The following is an 18,257-nucleotide window of genomic DNA, read 5'->3' as shown; positions in this document are numbered from 1 at the left end:
CTTTGAGTACATTGAGGTTGATTATAATCAGACGAGAAGGCACAGTGCTCTTGGGTACCTAAGCCCAGTTAACTTTGAAAAGCAAAATGTCGCTTAATGAAGTGTCCAGTCTGGCTGGAGCAGATCATCCGACATCAAGAGAGCTGTGGCTTTTTTTAATATTTCGTTATGTTCTTCTAGCCGCGCTAATTGCTTTTTTAGCTCGCGGATTTCAATTTGTTCTGGCGTTAAAGGAGATGCTTTAGGTGGCTTACCATCACGTTCTTCTTTTAACTGACGAACCCATTTACCAAGGGCTGATGTGCTTACACCCATCACCTCAGCGGCCTCATTGACTGTGTAGCCTTGATCAACAACAAGCTGAGCAGCTTCAAGCTTAAACTCAGCACTTAGGGTTCTTCTTGTACGTTTAGTCATAATGTCACCTGTTTACTTCAAAGGTAATGATATCACCTCTAATCAGGTGGCCAAACTTAGTGTGCCACTACACTTAATGCAAAGAATCTATGGAGGGGGAAAAGATGATTTGGAATCTACCCTTCCTATCGATTGGGAGAAACCATCTAAGACAATTAATCATCGCTCTGCGAAAAGGGTTGTTTCGCTTATAAATAGTATTCGTAAGGAATCTGATGGTAAAAAACAAGATCCAAAGGAAGATGCTGTTCAAGGAAATGTAAGGCTATTTATAGTGAACTCCTCTGGGGCTGATAAGTCTGAAGTGGAGGATAAAATTAGAGAAAAAATGGCGTCTATTACAGGGGACTCTTTGTGGTCAGAGCCTAGTCAATCGAAAGTGCTGACTTTGGAACATGCGATGGCAGCTAGTCGCGGTGGTTTCGATAAATTTTATGTCCCACTAGCTAAAATTGACTATTTAAGGGACTCGCTTTTAAATGGGACTAACATTTCGTTAAGGTTTCTCTGTAGTCAGTTTTTACCATTCATCCATGCAATCAGGGCTCGCAATGATTTCTTAATAGCGAATCTTATAAAAAAGAACTCTCACATCATTAGTTTTAACAATTTTAGGTTTCGTGAAGAGCCAATAGCAACATTGAAAGAGACAGATCATGCAGTCGCTCTTGTGAGCAAATTAATAGTTGATAATGATCCAACTATTTGGTCAGTCTTGCGTCTAGTTAATGAGCACAATTTACTTCATATTCCAGAGACTCTCCAAGCTCTTTTTGTTAATGGTGATAAAGGTTCAGAGGCTGAAGAAATTCAAATAAGTGATACATTATCCGCGTGGGATCTTGCGTTAAAGGCTCCACTTAGTCACTTAAATAGCTATGACCTATACATAAATGAGCAGTTAGGTTTTGCTACTCACCAAGGTGTTAAAGGTCTAGAGTTTGAACGTGTCCTAGCAATAATGGATGATGATGAAGCAAACGGTTTTTTGTTTAAGTATGAAAAACTGTTTGGCGCAGAAGCTTTATCCGATAAGGATCTAAAGAACGTGGCTGAAGGGCGCGACAATGTAATATCAAGAACTAGAAGATTGTTCTACGTGATTTGTAGTAGGGCTGAAAAGAGTTTGGCTGTCGTTGCTTATACAAAAGCTCCCGAAGCTGTAAAGAGGAAGAGTTTAGAGTCTGGCTGGTTTCGTGAATCTGAAATCGAAGTGTTATAGGTATCTATTCACCTTCACTGTTAGCTGGAAGTGTTGCGTGAATTTTTTCTGCATGTAGGTAGTAATCTTTTTCAGAGTATATAGGTCTAGCTGAACGGTTGACTGCCTGGATAAAAACAGTCACATCTTCTTGACTATAGTTTTTTCTGGCTTTTCGGCATTTGATTCTGGGCATAAGTTTGAACCCCTTACGTTACTCAATACTGTACAGACTCTAAGTCATTATAGATAAAAGTACCAATGGATGGTGACTTTGCTAAGGTTTAAAGAAAAGGCGAACCAAATGGTTCGCCTTTTGTTTTCAAGTTAGTTTCCAACTTAGTTATCGGTTTTCAACTCGGTTATCAAAGTTTCCAACTTGGTTATCTGTGATCATTAACCTTAGTCCTCGATGTAGTTCTCGATGCTTGGGCAAGAACATACAAGGTTACGGTCACCGAACACGTTATCAACGCGGTTTACTGTTGGCCAGTACTTCGCATCTTTGGTTTGTGCTGATGGGAAGCAACCCAGTTCGCGGCTGTAGCTGCGATCCCACTCGGCGGCCATTAGGTCTACCTGAGTGTGAGGAGCGTTAACTAGCGGGTTATCTTTCAGATCCCACTCGCCGTCTTGAACTCGTGCAATTTCGTGGCGGATAGCGATCATCGCGTCACAGAAACGGTCTAGTTCGGCAATGTCTTCAGACTCGGTTGGCTCAATCATTAGTGTGCCCGCTACAGGGAACGACATGGTTGGAGCGTGGAAACTGTAGTCCATTAGACGCTTAGCCACGTCTTCTTCAGAAATGCCAGACGCTTCTTTGATTGGGCGAATATCAACAATACACTCGTGTGCTATACGGCCGTGAGTACCACGGTATAGCACAGGGTAGTGTGGACGTAGACGCTCCATCACGTAGTTTGCGTTAAGGATAGCCAGCTTAGTGGCTTCAGTTAGGCCTTCTTCACCCATCATCGCAATGTAAGCGTATGAGATAGGTAGAATTGAAGCAGAACCTAAGTCAGCAGCAGAAACGGCGTACTGTGGTTGCTCGCTTTCTGTGTTCTCTACGTGACCTGGTAGGTAAGGGGTTAGGTGAGATTTAACACCGATAGGACCCATACCTGGACCACCACCACCGTGAGGGATACAGAATGTTTTGTGAAGGTTCAGGTGCGAAACGTCAGAACCAATGAAGCCAGGGTTAGTTAAGCCAACCTGTGCGTTCATGTTCGCGCCGTCTAGGTATACCTGACCGCCAGCTTCGTGTACTAGTTCGCAAACTTCTTGTACGGCTTCTTCATATACGCCGTGCGTAGAAGGGTAGGTGATCATGATGCACGATAGGTTATCGCGGTGTTTTTCGATCTTCGCTTTTAGATCTTCAACATCGATATTACCTTGGTCATCACAGCCAACAACAACCACTTTCATCGATACCATTGCCGCTGATGCAGGGTTAGTGCCGTGTGCTGAACTTGGGATCAGACAAACGTTGCGGTGCGCATCGCCGTTAGCTTCGTGGTAACGCTGAATAGCAATCAAGCCTGCGTATTCACCTTGGGCACCAGAGTTTGGCTGTAGTGAGAACGCATCATAGCCGGTGATTGAGCACAGCATTTCAGATAGCTTATCTGCTAGCTCTGCGTAACCTTGAGCTTGGTTTACAGGTGCGAACGGGTGCATCTGGCCGAACTCAGGCCAAGTAACAGGGATCATCTCAGCTGCGGCGTTTAGCTTCATGGTACAGCTACCCAGCGGGATCATGCCGTGGGTTAGAGAGTAATCTTTGTTCTCCAGCTTCTTCATGTAACGCATCATTAGCGTTTCACTGTGGTACTGGTTGAATACTGGGTGAGTCAGGTATTCGCTAGTACGACGGCAGCTTTCTGGAATAGCGGCAAACTCATCGCTTGCGATGTCTGCTGTAAACATTGAAGCTTTTAGCTCGTCGCCGCTAAATAGGGCAAGTAGCTCTTCAACATCTTCAACTTTGGTTGTTTCGTCTAGGCTAATACCTAGCTGAGTGCCAGACGGGAACTTACGCAGGTTAATGCCTGCATCAAGAGCCTTGTTGTAGAACTCAGTTGTTTTCTTGCCAGCGTTTAGCGTGATGGTGTCGAAGAAGCTTTCGTTTGCTAGTTCGATACCAGAGTTACGCAGGCCTGCAGCAAGAATCGCTGTTAGGTGGTGTACGCGGCGACCGATCTTACGTAGGCCTTCTGGACCATGGTAAAGCGCGTAGAATGCAGCCATATTGGCGAGTAGTGCCTGTGCAGTACAGATGTTCGAGGTCGCTTTTTCACGACGGATGTGCTGCTCACGGGTTTGCATTGCCATGCGAAGTGCTTGGTTGTCATTGCTATCTTTTGATACGCCAATAACACGGCCTGGCATGGTACGCTTGTGCTTGTCTTTGGTTGCCATGAAGCCAGCGTGTGGACCACCGAAGCCCATTGGAACACCGAAGCGCTGTGCTGAACCAATAACAACGTCTGCGCCCATTTCACCCGGTGATTTTAGAAGGGTAAGAGCAAGCAAGTCTGATGCAACGGCCACAAGGGTTTTCTTGGCGTGGGCTTTTTCGATGATCTCGGTAAGATCAGCAACATTACCTGTTGTGCCTGGGTATTGTACCAAAGCACCGAATACGTCGTGGCTGTCTAGCTCGTCGATAGAGCCAGTGATGATTTCAATGCCGATGTAACCAGCACGGGTGCGAACAACGTCCACGGTTTGTGGGTGCAAATCGTCAGAAACGAAGAAGGCTTTGCTCTTGTTCTTACCAGCGCGCTGACACAGGGTCATTGCTTCGGCTGCAGCTGTTGCTTCATCAAGTAGTGATGCGTTTGCCAGCTCCATACCGGTTAGGTCCATCACCATCTGCTGGTAGTTAAGCAGTGATTCTAGGCGGCCTTGAGAAATTTCTGGCTGGTACGGCGTGTATGCTGTGTACCATCCTGGGTTTTCTAGCACGTTACGCAGAATAACGTTCGGTGTTAGCGTGTTGTAGTAACCCTGACCGATAAAGCTGCGGTTGATTACGTTCTTACCAGCGATAGCTTTAAGGCTTGCTAGCATGTCCGCTTCGCTTTGTGGCTGGTCGAGCTTCATTGGCTCCGGCAGGCGGATACCTGCAGGTACGGTTTCTTCGATCAGCTGATCAACGCTTGCAACGCCAATGGTCTCCAGCATGATTTTTTGTTGTGCTGAATCCGGGCCGTTGTGACGACCAGCAAATTCTTTATCGTCACTTAATGCATTTAGAAGAGTCATGTCGGTCATGGTTCTTTCCTGAACTGTTACTACCTATTGCATTGAGCATACTGCAATAGTGATGGGTCATCGTAAGATTTAAACTTATCACTGGGTGATAAAGGGCTTTCAAGCATTCCCAATAGGGGATTAAGGCTTGAAAGCCTGTGTTCAATTAATCTTCTTCGATAGTTTCTAGGTACTTATCACCATCGATTAGGTTGCTAAGCTCCTCAACATCAGAGATTTTGATTTTAGCAATCCAACCGCCTTCATACGGTTCTTCGTTCACTAGCTCTGGGCTATCTTCTAGCTCTTCGTTGATTTCAACGATTTCACCAGTAACTGGCGCGTAAATATCTGACGCTGCTTTTACAGATTCAACCAGTGAGAAAGACTCACCCGCTTCTGTTGAATCGCCAACTTCTGGTAGGTCTACAAATACAACATCACCAAGAAGACCTTGAGCGTGGTTTGAGATACCCATAGTGATAGTACCGTCACCGTTGTCGCGTACCCACTCGTGGCTTTCGGTGAACTTCAGTGTATTTTCCATGTAAAACTCCTTGCGCAATATTTCCGCAGATATTGATTATTGTTCTAGGCCCGTTAACGAGCCTAGTAGGTCAAAATAACGTTGTTATGTTGTGTTATTGATACAGTGGGAAGCGGCTGCATAGTTTTTGCACTTGCTGCTTCACGCGCTGCTCAACTTCACTGTTGTCTTCTGGGTTGGCAACAAGGCCGTCTAGGACGTCGCCAATCCACTCACCAATTTGTTTGAATTCTTCGTTGCCGAAACCTCGGCTAGTGCCAGCTGGCGTACCTAAGCGGATACCAGACGTCACCATTGGTTTTTCAGGGTCGAATGGAATACCGTTCTTGTTACAAGTAATGCCAGCACGCTCAAGTGCTTCTTCAACTTGGTTACCTTTCAAGCCTTTAGGGCGCAGGTCAACAAGCATTAGGTGGGTATCTGTACCACCAGTTACGATATCGCAGCCACGAGCTTGCAGTACTTCTGCCAATACTTTCGCGTTGCTGATCACATTCTTGATATAAAGCTTAAATTCTGGCTCTAGTGCTTCGCCCAATGCAACGGCTTTACCTGCGATGACGTGCATCAATGGACCGCCTTGCAGGCCAGGGAAGACCGCAGAATTGATCTTCTTGTTGATGTCTTCGTGGTTGGTTAGAATCATTCCGCCACGAGGACCGCGAAGTGTTTTGTGAGTTGTCGTGGTTACAACGTGTGCATGAGGAAGCGGGCTAGGGTGTTCACCAGCAGCAATAAGACCTGCAATGTGGGCCATATCAACCATTAGGTAGGCACCTACTTCATCAGCGATTGCACGGAACTTAGCAAAGTCAATTTGACGAGGAATGGCTGAACCACCCGCGATGATCATTTTCGGCTTGCTTTCCAGTGCTAGCTCACGAACTGCATCGTAGTTGATTTCGCAAGTGTCTTTTTCAACACCATACTGAACCGCGTTAAACCACTTACCAGAAAGGGCAGGGCGTGCACCGTGAGTAAGGTGGCCACCGGCATCCAGTGACATACCAAGAATGGTGTCGCCTGGCTGAAGCAGCGCAAGCATTACAGCACCATTTGCCTGTGCACCAGAGTGAGGCTGAACATTCACATATTCACATTGGAAAAGTTGCTTGGCACGAGCAATGGCAATCAATTCGACTTCGTCGACATGCTCACAGCCACCGTAGTAACGACGACCGGCATATCCTTCGGCATATTTGTTGGTTAGGCAGCTACCTTGGGCTTGCATGACCGCTTTAGACACAATGTTCTCAGAGGCAATTAGCTCGATCTGCTGGTTTTGGCGGTTAAGCTCGGCAGCAATGCCTGCGTTAACTGCACCGTCAACCTGTGCAAGGTGAGTAGAGAAGAAGACCTCTAAATCATGGTTTTGGTATGAAGCTTTCATTTCACGTTATCCTCAAATCGCGCTCTTGAAGGACTGTCCTTTTATGCCGAGCGTTAAGTGTGTTTCGTTGTTATGGATAATGTCTTTCGCTTGTTGCCCCTTTCTTGTTTGAAGGGCGGTTGACGGTTTGAGCATACCCGTTCAACCCTAACAACTGCGTAACATACCTTTCTATAGATAGCCGATCAAACAGAAATTTCCAATAGTGGATTCTCATACACTTTAATAACAGCAATGTTACGCAAACGTTTGCCTTTTGTCATCTTAATTTCTATTATTACGCAAAATTTATTGATGAAATTAATACGAATTGTGATGTTGGTAGCCCGTTAAAAATGTTGCTCAGCCCTTGTGTGGCAAGGGGCGGTAAAAATTGTGGCAGCGATTTTCTGACAGCACATTACCATGTGCTGCAGAACAAAAAGCTAGCATCAAACTGGTTAAATTTGGTACGGAAAACTGAATTTTTCCTTTTGGAAACTTTGTTTCAAATATGCTGCATAGGTCATAGTTTTGATCATTGATGACTTTTATGTTTCCGATTCACTATGCCAGAATGAAGTAAAGCAGTAATCAAGGATGGATGAAATGAGTAATGAACAATCGGTCGATGTCTACCCCTCAATGACGGTAGTAAAGGAGCAGGAAAGCGAAAAGGCAGAGAAAATCGAACCCCTACAATTGGGTAAGCGACTGAAAGAAATCCGTACCGCACATGGCTTAACACTAGAGGAAGCCAGTAAGCGTACTGGGTTAGCGCGCTCGACGTTGTCTAAGATTGAGAACGAGCAAATTTCACCGACTTTCCAGGCAATGCAAAAGCTGGCGAGTGGGTTAGATATTGATATTCCACAGCTTTTCTCTCCGCCAAAGCAAATTACTGCCACCGGTCGTCGTGACATTACCCGTAAAGAAGAGGGTAAGCCACACCCAACAACGACTTATGAGCATGAGCTGTTAGCGACGCAGTTAACCAAGAAGAAAATGATGCCGTTCAAATCGCGCATCCGTGCCCGTGAGTTCGAGGACTACTCTGATTGGATCCGCCATGATGGCGAAGAGTTCTTGTTGGTGCTGGAAGGGGAAATTACCTTTTTCTCGGAGTTTTACGAACCGGTTAACCTCAGTGAAGGGGATTCTGTTTACTATGATGCCACGATGGGGCACATGTTAGTGTCGGTCAGTGAGCAAGATGCGCATATTCTTTGGGTGACATCTTCTTAGTTTGCAAAACATGGCTATAAATTGCCTGACTAGAATAAAGAAAGCGAAAAAACCGTTAGACACTCGCTTGTTAAACAAAAAGTGATGAATTTACAACTGTTAGTATTCTGCTCATCGATGCTAGCAGTTTAAGCTTAATTGCCCGATGCAATGTGTATCGAAATCAATGAGAAACAGTTTTAACAATTATTATGTGATGTAGCACAGTTTAACTACCAATAAACTTTGTCTATTATTGGAAACTGTGTTTAACATGCCTGTAACAGCCTAAATGGAATAATAGCCGCATGCTCGCGGTGTACGGAGAATTAACGTATGTCTCAAGATCTACTGGTAACACCTCTACACGCACTACATATCGAAATGGGCGCAAAAATGGTGCCGTTTGCTGGCTATGATATGCCAGTTCAGTATGCGCTAGGTGTACGTAAAGAGCATATTCACTGTCGTGAAGCAGCTGGTTTATTTGATGTTTCTCATATGGGTCAGCTACGCCTTCATGGTGCAAATGCAGCGAAGGTAATGGAATCATTGGTGCCTGTCGATATTATTGACCTGCCTGCAGGCAAGCAGCGCTATGCGTTCTTCACTAACGAGCAAGGCGGTATCCTTGATGACTTGATGGTGACCAACTTTGGCGATCACCTATTTGTTGTTGTGAACGCAGCGTGTAAAGACCAAGATATTGCCCATATCAAGGCTCACCTTCCTGAAGATGTTACGATGGAGCTAATTGACGACCGTGCACTGCTTGCACTGCAAGGCCCTAAAGCAGCTGAAGTACTAGCTCGACTAAACCCTGCTGTTAGTGACATGGTATTTATGGATGCAACGTCACTTGAGCTTGTTGGTGCTGAGTGTTTGGTTAGCCGTTCAGGCTACACAGGTGAAGATGGTTATGAAATCTCTGTACCTGCAGACAAAGCGGAAGAGCTGGCTCGCGCACTGCTTGGTGAAGACGAAGTAGAATGGATTGGCCTTGGTGCTCGTGATTCACTTCGCCTTGAGTGTGGCCTGTGTCTATATGGTCACGACATTGACACAACGACGACACCTGTTGAAGCAAGCCTACTATGGGGTATTAGCAAGCCGCGCCGTGCTGACGGTGAGCGTGCAGCTGGCTTCCCTGGCGCCGACATTATCCTAGAGCAAATTAAGACAAAAGACGTTGCTCGTAAGCGTGTTGGCTTGATTGGTCAGTCTAAAGCGCCGGTACGTGAAGGTAGTAAGCTGTTTGATGCTGATGATAATGAAATCGGTATTGTTACCAGTGGTACGTTTGGCCCAACGAAAGGCGCACCAGTGGCAATGGCTTATGTGAAGACAGATCTTGCTGTTATTGGTACTGAAATTTTCGCAGAAGTGCGTGGCAAGAAGTTACCTATGACTGTTGAGAAAATGCCGTTTGTTCCTCAGAACTACTACCGTGGCTAATCTGTTGCCTGTTTAGTACAGAAACAGTGCTTAAAGAGCTAAATAAAATGCCAAAGCGATTTGCTTTGGCATTTTTGATCATGCTGTCTATTCGGCTTGAATAGTGCTTTTAGCTGATGATGGTAATGACTTCACTCACCGTTAAGCCGACAAATGAGCCAAGCATGGAGCCGATGAGCGCCATTATCACCGCGACAGGCACAAGGTTTTTATCATAGGCTGCAGCAACAACAGCGGCTGAAGGCGCACTACCGATATTGGCGATAGAGGCCAAGCCGATAAGATGAAGGTTCATCTTCATCATTCGACCAATAAACAGCATTAAACCGGCATGCACTGCCAGGATCATAAAGCCCGAAAGTATGTACATCGGCGCTTGCCCAATCGCACTTAAGTTCACCTCTGCACCAATTAATGCAACAACAACATACAGCATGACCCCAGATACTTCGTTAGCTCCTGACATTTTGCCGAGTACTGTAGGCGCAGCCAGAATCCCCAGCATTGACGAGATAATGATTGCCCAAATCATTGGGTTCAGCAGTCCCATCGAAGCAATAACAGCACCTAAATGATGGCTAATCGCGGAGATAACCAGAGACAGGCCAAGCATCAACAAAATGGCTTGAAGATCAGGCTTCTCTTTCTTTTCTAGGCTACCCAGTTTGGTTAATACTTCGTCTAAGCCATTATCATCCGCTTTTAAAATGCCATTGAAACGCTCTTTCATTGGTTTAAGGGCAACAATCACAATGAGCCAGATGGTGTAACACAGTGCGCCCATCAAAAGGGTGTAAGCCATTGCAGCGTCAGTAACCGCCAACGCTTCTTTTACCGCTACAAAGTTTTGAGTACCGCCGGTCCATCCAGCAGACATGACACCAAATGTTAGGGGTGTTTCATCACTTAAGAAGCCGCCCATGAGGCGATGCACCACAATGAAGCCTGCCATGATGGTGGCAGTTGAAGCCAAGAATAAGATGATCAACCGTGAGCCCAGTTTTTTAATTACACTGAGATTAAAACTAAGCGACATCAGAAATAACATTGCCGGTATGGCATTATCGCGAACGGCAGCGCGGGTTGCTTTAATTTCGGGCGTCATTTCCCACATGCCGATGGTATATAAAGCCATGGAGCCAAACATCACCAGCACGATGCTGGGAAACCACTTGAACAACTGGCTGGGGTAGCGTTGTTCAAGCCAAACCAAGATGCCGCAGAGGCCGAACATCACGGCGATAAAATCAAATCCTTCTGTGATCATTATTTTTCCTTAAGCTTCTGATATGTAGATAGATATACCTTTAACGGAGGTCACGGAAATTGTGTGACAAACCGGTATATTATTTATCACATTGTTATTTATTTTTGGGATATAAAGATGAAAATTGAGACAAGATGGGTACATGGTAAGTGTTTTGTGAGCACGGTCGACCAAGGCCATGCAGTGATTACCGATGCGCCTACTCAGTTTGGTGGAACCGATAGCGCACAGACACCGATGGAATTGATGCTCAGTGCTGCGGCTAGCTGTGCATCTATCGATGTTACAAGCATTATGGACAAGCAGCGTCAGCCGCTTGATAGTTGCAGAGTGCTGGTGTCTGCCGAGCAAGCGCCTGTGGCACCAAAGGTGTTTACAAAGCTACATTTTGAGTTTGAGCTTAAGGGGCAAAACCTAACTGAAAAGGCTATCGAAAAAGCGATTGAAATGACCTTCGAAACCCATTGCTCTGTCTCAATCATGATCGCCCGCTCTGGAGCAGAGTTAACTTGGGAGTATCGTGTTCTCTAAGTAGGGATTCTCAATAAATCGGGATTCTCAATAAATCGGTGCTTTCTCAGACAAGAGAATCAGATTTGTTTCTCTTGTCTCACTTTCAAAGTAGCGCTCCTTTGCTAAATCAACTTTGCTTAAAAGGTGTTGGTTTGCTTGGAGTGATCATGAATCGTTTTAGTAAATGCCTACTCAAACAATTACCGCTTGCTGCGCTGTTTACAGTGGTTGTTGGCTGCCATAATGCATCGGCAGAATCTTTATTGATGTCCTACGAAGAATATATTGAACGCTGTATGAGCACCTACGGTACGGACAAGGTGACCAGAAGTGTCTGTGATGCGCAGTATCAAGCCATAGAGAAAAAAGAGCAGGAACTCATGGCGCAAACCCATTCGTTAACCGAGCAGGCTTGGCAAGAAGACGCGGTGTCGGAACTAGAAAAGAGCCAGGAGTAGGCTGAGCTAACGCATTGAATATATTTCGATTGGTTGATTTTTGATGGGGAAATCTTCGATAAGCACTTTGAATACATCACAAGGGTGTTTGTAGTGGGTTTCTTGAAAGGATTGAACTGGCACTCTTTTACGAATTTGTTGTTCAATCTGCTGTTTAGCCTGTTGGCGAACTGGGGTGTTAAAGAAACTGGTTTTCGGGTTTTGCAACATAGGGATGGCTTTTACCAATTGCTCATAGCAAGCATCAATAGCAAGGTTGTCCATGGTCAATGCGAGTAGCTCAGAATGGTTTTGGTCTACCGTCGATGACAGGTCTAAGATAAACAGCTGTGACCATTTTATTGAAGCGAGTACCCCCATAGCAACAAATTCTGGCTGTTGATAAGTGGAGAGAAGCGCGCGTTCAAAATCATCTCTTATTGTATTTTTGTTCAGATCATCACCGATAAGCCCGTCTTGATTATCACCAGTACCGTTTGGAAGTTCAGCAGTGCTAATTTTAAACTTTGCCAATATATTTAAGGCAGTATATTGGTTAATCGGTATATTTAAGCTGTCTTCTGCATGTAAATGTGACGCAAAGAAAAAGTAAGTAAGAAGAATAACGCTTTTCACCTTTTTAATCTTCCTGAATGAGAGCTGTCGCTGATACGTATTTATCCATGAGCAGGGCGCGTTAAGGCAAGCGTAATTGTGTTTTGGAGTGATATGCGCCGCAATTAAATTTCTTTTATTTCAAGTAGGTACTTACGTTTTAAGCCCACGTCAAAGGCGGTGGGAATGAAACCGTTACCTTATGGATTGTTCAGGTTAGATTTAGGCTAGCACAGTAATATCATGGTTATTCTTTGCTGAACTTTTTATTGCTACCTGTTCAGCAGTTTCATGCTTTCGATACCAATAAGCAGGCTTTATGCGAGAAGTCATTTTTGAAGTTATATTAGCTGTTGTTGCCATTGCTGCTGCAATTGGTTTATTTACAGCAGCCGTAATGGCATGAGGGTAAATAGCACCCGGAAGTGCTATTTTACTTGTTTATCCTACTTTTCTATTCATTATTCCGACGCACCTCCAATTAGTGGCAACGAAATAATCACATCAACCCCTTGTTTATCTGCTCTATTTTGAAGCTTGATCTGGCCTTGGTGAAATTCTGTAATCAGTCTTGCGATGAAGAGGCCAAGTCCAAGGTGGGGCTTATTCTGCTTTTGCTGGCTTCGCACTGAAACCATTGAGTTTAGTAACTGGTCGGCCATGTTTTTGGGCAGCAGTGGGCCAATATTACTGACCGTCAAAATGGCTTGGCTATTGGTTGACCTTAGTGAAACGGTTACTGCCGTACCAAGCAGGCTAAAATCGACAGCATTGGCAATGAGCTTATCGAGCAGTTGTGCCAGGTAATCTGGGGCACCTTCGATCATCATGCGTTCTTGCGCTTTGACTTCGAATATTTGGTCAGGATATGCCATTTGGTAACCATGCATGCAGCCATTAACTAGCTCATTAAGAGGAAAGGCTTCCTTCTCGGCCCCTTGCAGGCTTTGCTCGATACGGGTTGCTTCTGTCATGCTTGAAAGAATGGTACTCAATCGTTGAACACCTTCTTGGGCTCGAGCTATGTAGCGTTGAGAGTCTTCATCTTGCTGTTGCAAAGATAGGTTTTCAATCGAAGAGCGTACTACCGCAACAGGCGTGCGCAACTCATGAGACAGGCGTGAAGATAAGTTTTCCAGGTAGTGATTGTATTGGCCTAACCGACCTACCATGGCTGACAAGCTTCGGCTTAGATCGCCAATTTCATCACTTTCATTTGAGGGTACGATGGCCTGCTGGATCCTACCTTGGCTGTCTATTGCTCGTTCGGCGTCATCACGTAAGCGACGGATACGACCTGAAATTTTAGACGCAAATAAAAACAGGGTGAGCGTGCCGATAGCGATGATGGCAATAAAGACGTTGAGCAGCTCTTCTAATGCCCGGTTTCTTAAGGTTTGGATACCTATGGTTGACTCTTCGGCGATCACGGCGCCCATTACGTTGTCACCTAACCAGATAGGGTAGGCGGCAGCGAGGATCATCGCCTTACCATCTTCTGAAGGGCGCCAATGAGAATAGCCGCGCCCCTGCAATGCTTGTGATACATGCACCCCTTTTACTTGGGCGGCATCAATCAGTGGGTCTTCAAACGCTTCCGGCTCTTCTATCAGGTAGCGATAATACAAGGGATGTAAAAATGTCTCTTCGAGCTTTGCGAGCCATGACGTCGATTCGTCTTTGTATTTGACTGACGAAGACCAAACACCATTGGAATTTTGGATATCGCCGGTTTGGGCCAATACACGCTGATGGCGATCGATGACCCAAATACGCGAGCTTGTATGCCCCATGCCTTTAAGAATCTTCTCGATCTCCGGAGAAGGAACAAGTACGGTGCCAAGACGGTTTAGGTGATTGGTATTGGAAGTACCAATGATGGTGTCTATTTCGCGGTTACGACTGTTGTTTACATCATAGAATGCAAAGCCCAGTTTGTTACTTAGCATATTGAGCGGGATACGAAGCTCTATGTTGTATCCTTTTTCAGTACCACGCCAGTAGCCTTGGATTTGGTTTTCCAATGTCAGCGATGCCGGATCACTGATATCACCATCAATATGGTAGGCGTTAACCCAGCCATCTTCATAAGCTGAAATAACGTAGCGGTGAAATTCACCGCTGGGAGAGGTCATCGCGATGATCAGGTGATCATTGCGATCGACACGTAATGACCCTTTGCGGCGCAGTACCGGACGAGGATCTTTTACGTCAAAAGCCGCATACAGGTAACCTTCGTATTTGCCCACCATGTGGCGAAAGCTGATGCTATTGCTGTTGTAAGGCCGTCGGCTGAACTGGACGTAATCCCGTCCATAGTTAACGAGCTTGTCATCGTAATCAGCCCAGTCATTTAGGTTACCGTCAAGTTTGATTGGGGTTGCCAAATCATAGGCGTATAAATCACGCCCTCTTTGCACTGACTGAAGGAAGCTAGCTTGGTCATTAAACAGGTTAGGGCGTTCATTTAGTGCAGTGGCAACCGCGCGGGTGGTGCCTACCAGTGTTTGTTCTTGGCCTTGTCGCAGCAGCTTTTCCATTTCAAGCACATAGTTATAGCCTAACCATGGCAAGGTCAGTAACAAACTGGATATCAGGATGAATTTCGGCCTCAAGCCAAAAGAAAATCGTGGTAGGCGAATTTTCATGATTAAGCGCCCCAGCGATAGCCCATACCGTAAACGGTGTTGATGCAATCAAACTCACTATCAAATTGCATGAACTTTTTTCGGATTCGCTTGATATGAGAGGTGATGGTGCTGTCATCAACCACGACTTGCGCTTCATCCATCAAGTCATGGCGGCTTTTAACGTGGCCGGGGCGTTTAGCTAAGGCATAGACCATCCAAAACTCGGTCACAGTCAGCTCAATTAGCTGCTTGTTCCAGAAGATCTGCATTTTATTTTTGTCGATGGTTAAAGGGCCGCGCTCCATCAAGGTGTCTTGCTCAGTCGGTGTCGCCATCAAGTCACTCCGGCGAAATAAAGCCGCGATGCGAGCCATCAAGTGAGGCAGGCTGACATCTTTCGTCAGGTAGTCATCTGCGCCCATGCGTAAGCCACAAACCGTATCGAAATCACTATCTCGCGCGGTGAGGAAAATAATCGGCAAGGTAGGCGACATTGCACGCAGGGATTGGCAAAGGGTGAAACCGCCGTCAATTTCGTCCTGCAAGCCGATATCAATAATCGCAAGATCCGGCAGTTGTTGCTCGAAAGCGGCCTGTGCATCAGGTCGATTGTCATAGCCTTGCACTTGGTAACCGTGCTTTTTTAATACGTCCATATAGTTTTCACGGATGGCAGTTTCGTCTTCAACAATGACAATATTTTTCATAACGCCTCTATATAAGCAGGAAAGGGAGCGTATAGCGCTTCGATGATTGAGGTGACTATACAATAAATTAGTGGTTAAAAAAGGGGAGAAACGCAATTCGGAGCAATTGCCATTTTTTTGCCACAATTCATCAGCACATTGCCTTTTTTTATCCCCCGCTTTGCCAGATCGGCTTGGTTTAATTACCTCATCGAAACGGAACAACATCACACATTAGATGAGGATAACAAAATGAAAAAGCAGCTAATCTCAACCATCATTGCCGGTTCACTAATGGCTTCAATGATTTCACCAGCAGTGATGGCCTCAAGCGATGTGGCAAGCGATAGCCATAAAGTCGGTGAGCAAGAGCAACTGATTGGCCTTGGTTCTGGTGCCGCTTTTGGTGCCATTGTTGGTGGCCCGATTGGCGCCGTAGTAGGTGGCATGATTGGCGGTATTGTTGGTACTGCTGTTGGGCAGGAAGGCTACATCCAATCACAAGACGAAGAGTTGGTTGAACTTACCGCACGCAATAGCGAACTGGAGCGTATTAGTCAGCGCTATAACCAGGCGCAAATTGAAATTGCACGCTTAGAGCAAGAAAGGAACCAAATGATGAACACCCAGCGTGACATTGATTTGGCGCTCGAAATGAATGTTCACTTCCGTACTGGCTCTGATGTTATCGAGCCACTGTTCCAAGCACAACTTGATGAGTTGGCTGAAGTGATGAAACAGGCGCCGGAGATCAAATGGGAACTATCGGGCTATGCCGACCGCCGTGGTGATAGTGGTATGAACTATGAACTATCAGAGCGCCGAGTAGAAGCTGTTCGTGCATACCTTGAACAGCATGGCGTTGATACGAATCAGATTTACGCTTCTGCTTATGGTGACTTAGAGCCGCTTAAATCGGAGCAAAACTTTGAAGGTGACTTCTTTGACCGTCGCGTGACACTACGAAGTGGTACTAACCAAGTGAGCACTGCTCACGCTCATTAAGGAGTGCGCCATGAATAAGATGGTGATGAATACCATGACCAAGGAGGCACCTAGCTGGGTGCTTTCCTTCCTGATTGTCTTGTTGCTGACGATGCAATTAACAGTAAAAGCCGACGATGTAGAGGCGCAGCGTATTACGACACCAGATGGTCAAGTGGTGTATGCCTGGCAGGGAGATGGCAGCGAATTGGACTTAGATATAGATCAGCACATTCCATCCATTTCTGATAAAACCCAGCCCGGGAAGGAGTAGTGGGTGATTGTTGACGAGCGATTTCTTATTAAGTTGCTGATTAACCTGACGATAGTTCACCTCAGTATTATTTATTGTTGATACAACAATATGAGATGGCATTAAACTTGGCGCGAAAAGAAAGGGGGCTTAGCAGGTATTGAAACAGAAAATCTTATTGAAAATAGCCCGCTATAAACCAGCACCTTGAAGTAGCTTGGGAATATAGCGGGCTTTTTAGTCTTTAGCGTGATTGTAAAACTGAACGTAATCTATCTTGAGCTACTTCCACCAACAGATCCGGCTGGAATTTAGAAATGAAGCGATCACACCCCACTTTTTCTACCATGGCTTCGTTAAAGCTGCCGCTGAGTGAAGTGTTTAGCGCAATGTGTAGATCCCGCATTCGTGGGTCATTGCGGATTTCATGGGTCAACCTGTAGCCATCCATCTCAGGCATTTCTGCATCGGTAAACATCATCAGGATTTCATCGTTGATAGATTTTCCTTGATCACACCAGCTCTTGAGTAGGTTTAAGGCTTTAAGGCCATCACTCGCTTCGATAACTTCTAGCCCAAGCTGGGAAAGGGTATCTCTGATCTGTGCTCTGGCTGTTGAAGAGTCGTCAACAATAAGAATTTTACGGCCATGGAAGTGATTCACAATGGCGTTATCAAGGACGTCGTCAGATATTTGAATATCGTAATCAACGATTTCTGCCAGCACTTTTTCAACATCGATAATACTGACTAAACGATCAACACCATCGCGATTTAGCTTAGTGATCGCTGTAAGGTAGTTATTTTTTCCGACCTGCTTTGGCGGTGGCTGAATATCACGCCAAGTCAGGTTAACAATATTCATTACTTGGCCGACCAAGAAGGCTTGAACGGTACGGTTGTACTCAGTGATGATGATATTGCACTCACCTTCATGCTCAGTACTTCGCATACCAATGGCCTGACGCAAGTCAATTACAGGAATAGAAGCGCCACGGATATTGGCGATGCCAGAAATATTAGGGTGGGAGCCAGGTAGCACGTTGAGCTTAGGGAGTTTAACGACCTCTTTTACTTTAAACACATTGATGGCAAACAGCTGGGCTGAATGGAGTTGGAATATCAGTAATTCAAGGCGGTTTTCACCAACTAACTGGGTACGCTGATCAACGGAGTCTAAAATAGTGGCCATATAATGCTCAAGGCTGTGTGGAAATGGATTAATTATTAAATTTATCTATGAATTATAAGGTTAAGTCGGAACCAATGTCACGCCTTATACCTTGCCTTATACCTAGATAGTTTGAATCAGATCATTTAAGGCTTAGGCAAAAGTCTGGGTATAGCCATATAGCTACACAATTATTATTTATCCAGATTGATACTAATAGC

At 45.4% G+C, this 18,257-nt stretch carries 16 protein-coding genes and 1 pseudogene; 8 read left to right on the top strand and 9 right to left on the bottom strand.

What is annotated here, in order from left to right:
• The coding region (locus tag C9I98_RS09880; RefSeq protein WP_146153873.1) for an IS3 family transposase at positions 1-97 on the top strand (97 nt) is incomplete at its 5' end.
• A 53-nt stretch (positions 98-150) separates the two neighbouring features.
• Here C9I98_RS09880 and C9I98_RS09875 read toward each other — a convergent pair.
• Positions 151-417: pseudogene (locus C9I98_RS09875) on the bottom strand (transposase); the annotation flags it as partial.
• A gap of 1 nt (position 418) precedes the next feature.
• Between C9I98_RS09875 and C9I98_RS09870 the strand changes: the two are divergent.
• Positions 419-1,639: a hypothetical protein gene (locus C9I98_RS09870; RefSeq protein WP_051901964.1), complete on the top strand. Its 1,221-nt coding sequence runs from the start codon at positions 419-421 to the stop codon at positions 1,637-1,639.
• 381 nt (positions 1,640-2,020) lie between these two features.
• Here the strand turns inward: C9I98_RS09870 and gcvP are convergent, their stop codons facing one another.
• The 3 genes from gcvP to C9I98_RS09855 all read right to left on the bottom strand — a co-directional run bounded on the left by gcvP (position 2,021) and on the right by C9I98_RS09855 (position 6,822).
• Positions 2,021-4,906 carry an aminomethyl-transferring glycine dehydrogenase gene (gene gcvP, locus C9I98_RS09865; RefSeq protein WP_036818445.1) on the bottom strand — a complete coding sequence of 962 codons (2,886 nt, stop codon included), beginning with the start codon at positions 4,904-4,906 and terminating at the stop codon, positions 2,021-2,023.
• Between the two features lie 145 nt (positions 4,907-5,051).
• A complete protein-coding gene (gene gcvH / locus C9I98_RS09860) occupies positions 5,052-5,432 on the bottom strand; it encodes a glycine cleavage system protein GcvH (protein ID WP_036818448.1) in 381 nt (126 codons plus the stop codon).
• 94 nt (positions 5,433-5,526) lie between these two features.
• Positions 5,527-6,822, bottom strand: coding sequence for a serine hydroxymethyltransferase (locus tag C9I98_RS09855; protein WP_036818450.1), 1,296 nt, complete (start codon positions 6,820-6,822; stop codon positions 5,527-5,529).
• A 588-nt stretch (positions 6,823-7,410) separates the two neighbouring features.
• On the opposite strand from C9I98_RS09855, the gene C9I98_RS09850 reads away from it, so the two are divergent.
• On the top strand, positions 7,411-8,046 hold the full coding sequence (locus C9I98_RS09850; RefSeq protein ID WP_036818459.1) for a helix-turn-helix domain-containing protein: 636 nt from the start codon (positions 7,411-7,413) through the stop codon (positions 8,044-8,046).
• A 315-nt stretch (positions 8,047-8,361) separates the two neighbouring features.
• The gene (gcvT, locus tag C9I98_RS09845) at positions 8,362-9,480 is read left to right on the top strand and encodes a glycine cleavage system aminomethyltransferase GcvT (RefSeq protein WP_036818452.1); all 1,119 of its coding nucleotides are present in this window, start codon (positions 8,362-8,364) and stop codon (positions 9,478-9,480) included.
• A gap of 109 nt (positions 9,481-9,589) precedes the next feature.
• On the opposite strand, the gene C9I98_RS09840 is transcribed toward gcvT, so the two are convergent.
• Positions 9,590-10,747, bottom strand: coding sequence for a DUF819 family protein (locus C9I98_RS09840; protein WP_036818454.1), 1,158 nt, complete (start codon positions 10,745-10,747; stop codon positions 9,590-9,592).
• A gap of 117 nt (positions 10,748-10,864) precedes the next feature.
• On the opposite strand from C9I98_RS09840, the gene C9I98_RS09835 reads away from it, so the two are divergent.
• Both C9I98_RS09835 and C9I98_RS09830 read left to right on the top strand, forming a co-directional pair.
• The gene (locus C9I98_RS09835; RefSeq protein ID WP_107271912.1) at positions 10,865-11,278 is read left to right on the top strand and encodes an OsmC family protein; all 414 of its coding nucleotides are present in this window, start codon (positions 10,865-10,867) and stop codon (positions 11,276-11,278) included.
• Positions 11,279-11,427: 149 nt separating this feature from the next.
• Positions 11,428-11,718 (top strand): hypothetical protein, encoded by a 291-nt coding sequence (locus C9I98_RS09830; RefSeq protein WP_051902336.1) that lies wholly within the window; start codon positions 11,428-11,430, stop codon positions 11,716-11,718.
• 6 nt (positions 11,719-11,724) lie between these two features.
• On the opposite strand, the gene C9I98_RS09825 is transcribed toward C9I98_RS09830, so the two are convergent.
• From C9I98_RS09825 to pdsR, 3 genes are all read right to left on the bottom strand, one after another.
• Positions 11,725-12,333 carry a hypothetical protein gene (locus C9I98_RS09825; protein ID WP_036824915.1) on the bottom strand — a complete coding sequence of 203 codons (609 nt, stop codon included), beginning with the start codon at positions 12,331-12,333 and terminating at the stop codon, positions 11,725-11,727.
• A 440-nt stretch (positions 12,334-12,773) separates the two neighbouring features.
• Positions 12,774-14,960 (bottom strand): proteobacterial dedicated sortase system histidine kinase, encoded by a 2,187-nt coding sequence (gene pdsS / locus C9I98_RS09820; protein ID WP_107271911.1) that lies wholly within the window; start codon positions 14,958-14,960, stop codon positions 12,774-12,776.
• A gap of 2 nt (positions 14,961-14,962) precedes the next feature.
• Positions 14,963-15,649 (bottom strand): proteobacterial dedicated sortase system response regulator, encoded by a 687-nt coding sequence (gene pdsR / locus C9I98_RS09815; RefSeq protein WP_036825464.1) that lies wholly within the window; start codon positions 15,647-15,649, stop codon positions 14,963-14,965.
• A 231-nt stretch (positions 15,650-15,880) separates the two neighbouring features.
• Here pdsR and pdsO point away from each other — a divergent pair, with 231 nt between their 5' ends.
• Positions 15,881-16,633, top strand: a complete 753-nt coding sequence (gene pdsO / locus C9I98_RS09810) for a sortase-associated OmpA-like protein PdsO (RefSeq protein ID WP_036825461.1) — start codon at positions 15,881-15,883, stop codon at positions 16,631-16,633.
• A gap of 10 nt (positions 16,634-16,643) precedes the next feature.
• Positions 16,644-16,886 carry a hypothetical protein gene (locus tag C9I98_RS09805; RefSeq protein ID WP_036825458.1) on the top strand — a complete coding sequence of 81 codons (243 nt, stop codon included), beginning with the start codon at positions 16,644-16,646 and terminating at the stop codon, positions 16,884-16,886.
• Between the two features lie 223 nt (positions 16,887-17,109).
• Here the strand turns inward: C9I98_RS09805 and C9I98_RS09800 are convergent, their stop codons facing one another.
• Entirely contained in the window at positions 17,110-18,057 is a 948-nt protein-coding gene (locus C9I98_RS09800; RefSeq protein WP_107271910.1) for a chemotaxis protein CheV, read from the bottom strand.
• Positions 18,058-18,257 lie beyond the last annotated feature (200 nt).

The sequence above is a fragment of the Photobacterium sanctipauli genome, assembly GCF_003026495.1.
Lineage (GTDB): Bacteria > Pseudomonadota > Gammaproteobacteria > Enterobacterales > Vibrionaceae > Photobacterium > Photobacterium sanctipauli.
Note: the sequence above shows the minus strand (reverse complement) of the source record. Positions and strands in the feature narration are given on the sequence as shown.

Coding starts and splice junctions, on each gene's coding strand:
- pdsO (WP_036825461.1), top strand. CDS start 15,881: ATGAAAAAGCAGCTAATCTCAACCATCATTGCCGGTTCACTAATGGCT.
- pdsS (WP_107271911.1), bottom strand. CDS start 14,960: ATGAAAATTCGCCTACCACGATTTTCTTTTGGCTTGAGGCCGAAATTC.
- C9I98_RS09800 (WP_107271910.1), bottom strand. CDS start 18,057: ATGGCCACTATTTTAGACTCCGTTGATCAGCGTACCCAGTTAGTTGGT.
- C9I98_RS09830 (WP_051902336.1), top strand. CDS start 11,428: ATGAATCGTTTTAGTAAATGCCTACTCAAACAATTACCGCTTGCTGCG.
- gcvP (WP_036818445.1), bottom strand. CDS start 4,906: ATGACCGACATGACTCTTCTAAATGCATTAAGTGACGATAAAGAATTT.
- C9I98_RS09855 (WP_036818450.1), bottom strand. CDS start 6,822: ATGAAAGCTTCATACCAAAACCATGATTTAGAGGTCTTCTTCTCTACT.
- C9I98_RS09835 (WP_107271912.1), top strand. CDS start 10,865: ATGAAAATTGAGACAAGATGGGTACATGGTAAGTGTTTTGTGAGCACG.
- gcvT (WP_036818452.1), top strand. CDS start 8,362: ATGTCTCAAGATCTACTGGTAACACCTCTACACGCACTACATATCGAA.
- C9I98_RS09870 (WP_051901964.1), top strand. CDS start 419: ATGTCACCTGTTTACTTCAAAGGTAATGATATCACCTCTAATCAGGTG.
- C9I98_RS09840 (WP_036818454.1), bottom strand. CDS start 10,747: ATGATCACAGAAGGATTTGATTTTATCGCCGTGATGTTCGGCCTCTGC.
- C9I98_RS09850 (WP_036818459.1), top strand. CDS start 7,411: ATGAGTAATGAACAATCGGTCGATGTCTACCCCTCAATGACGGTAGTA.
- pdsR (WP_036825464.1), bottom strand. CDS start 15,649: ATGAAAAATATTGTCATTGTTGAAGACGAAACTGCCATCCGTGAAAAC.
- C9I98_RS09805 (WP_036825458.1), top strand. CDS start 16,644: ATGAATAAGATGGTGATGAATACCATGACCAAGGAGGCACCTAGCTGG.
- gcvH (WP_036818448.1), bottom strand. CDS start 5,432: ATGGAAAATACACTGAAGTTCACCGAAAGCCACGAGTGGGTACGCGAC.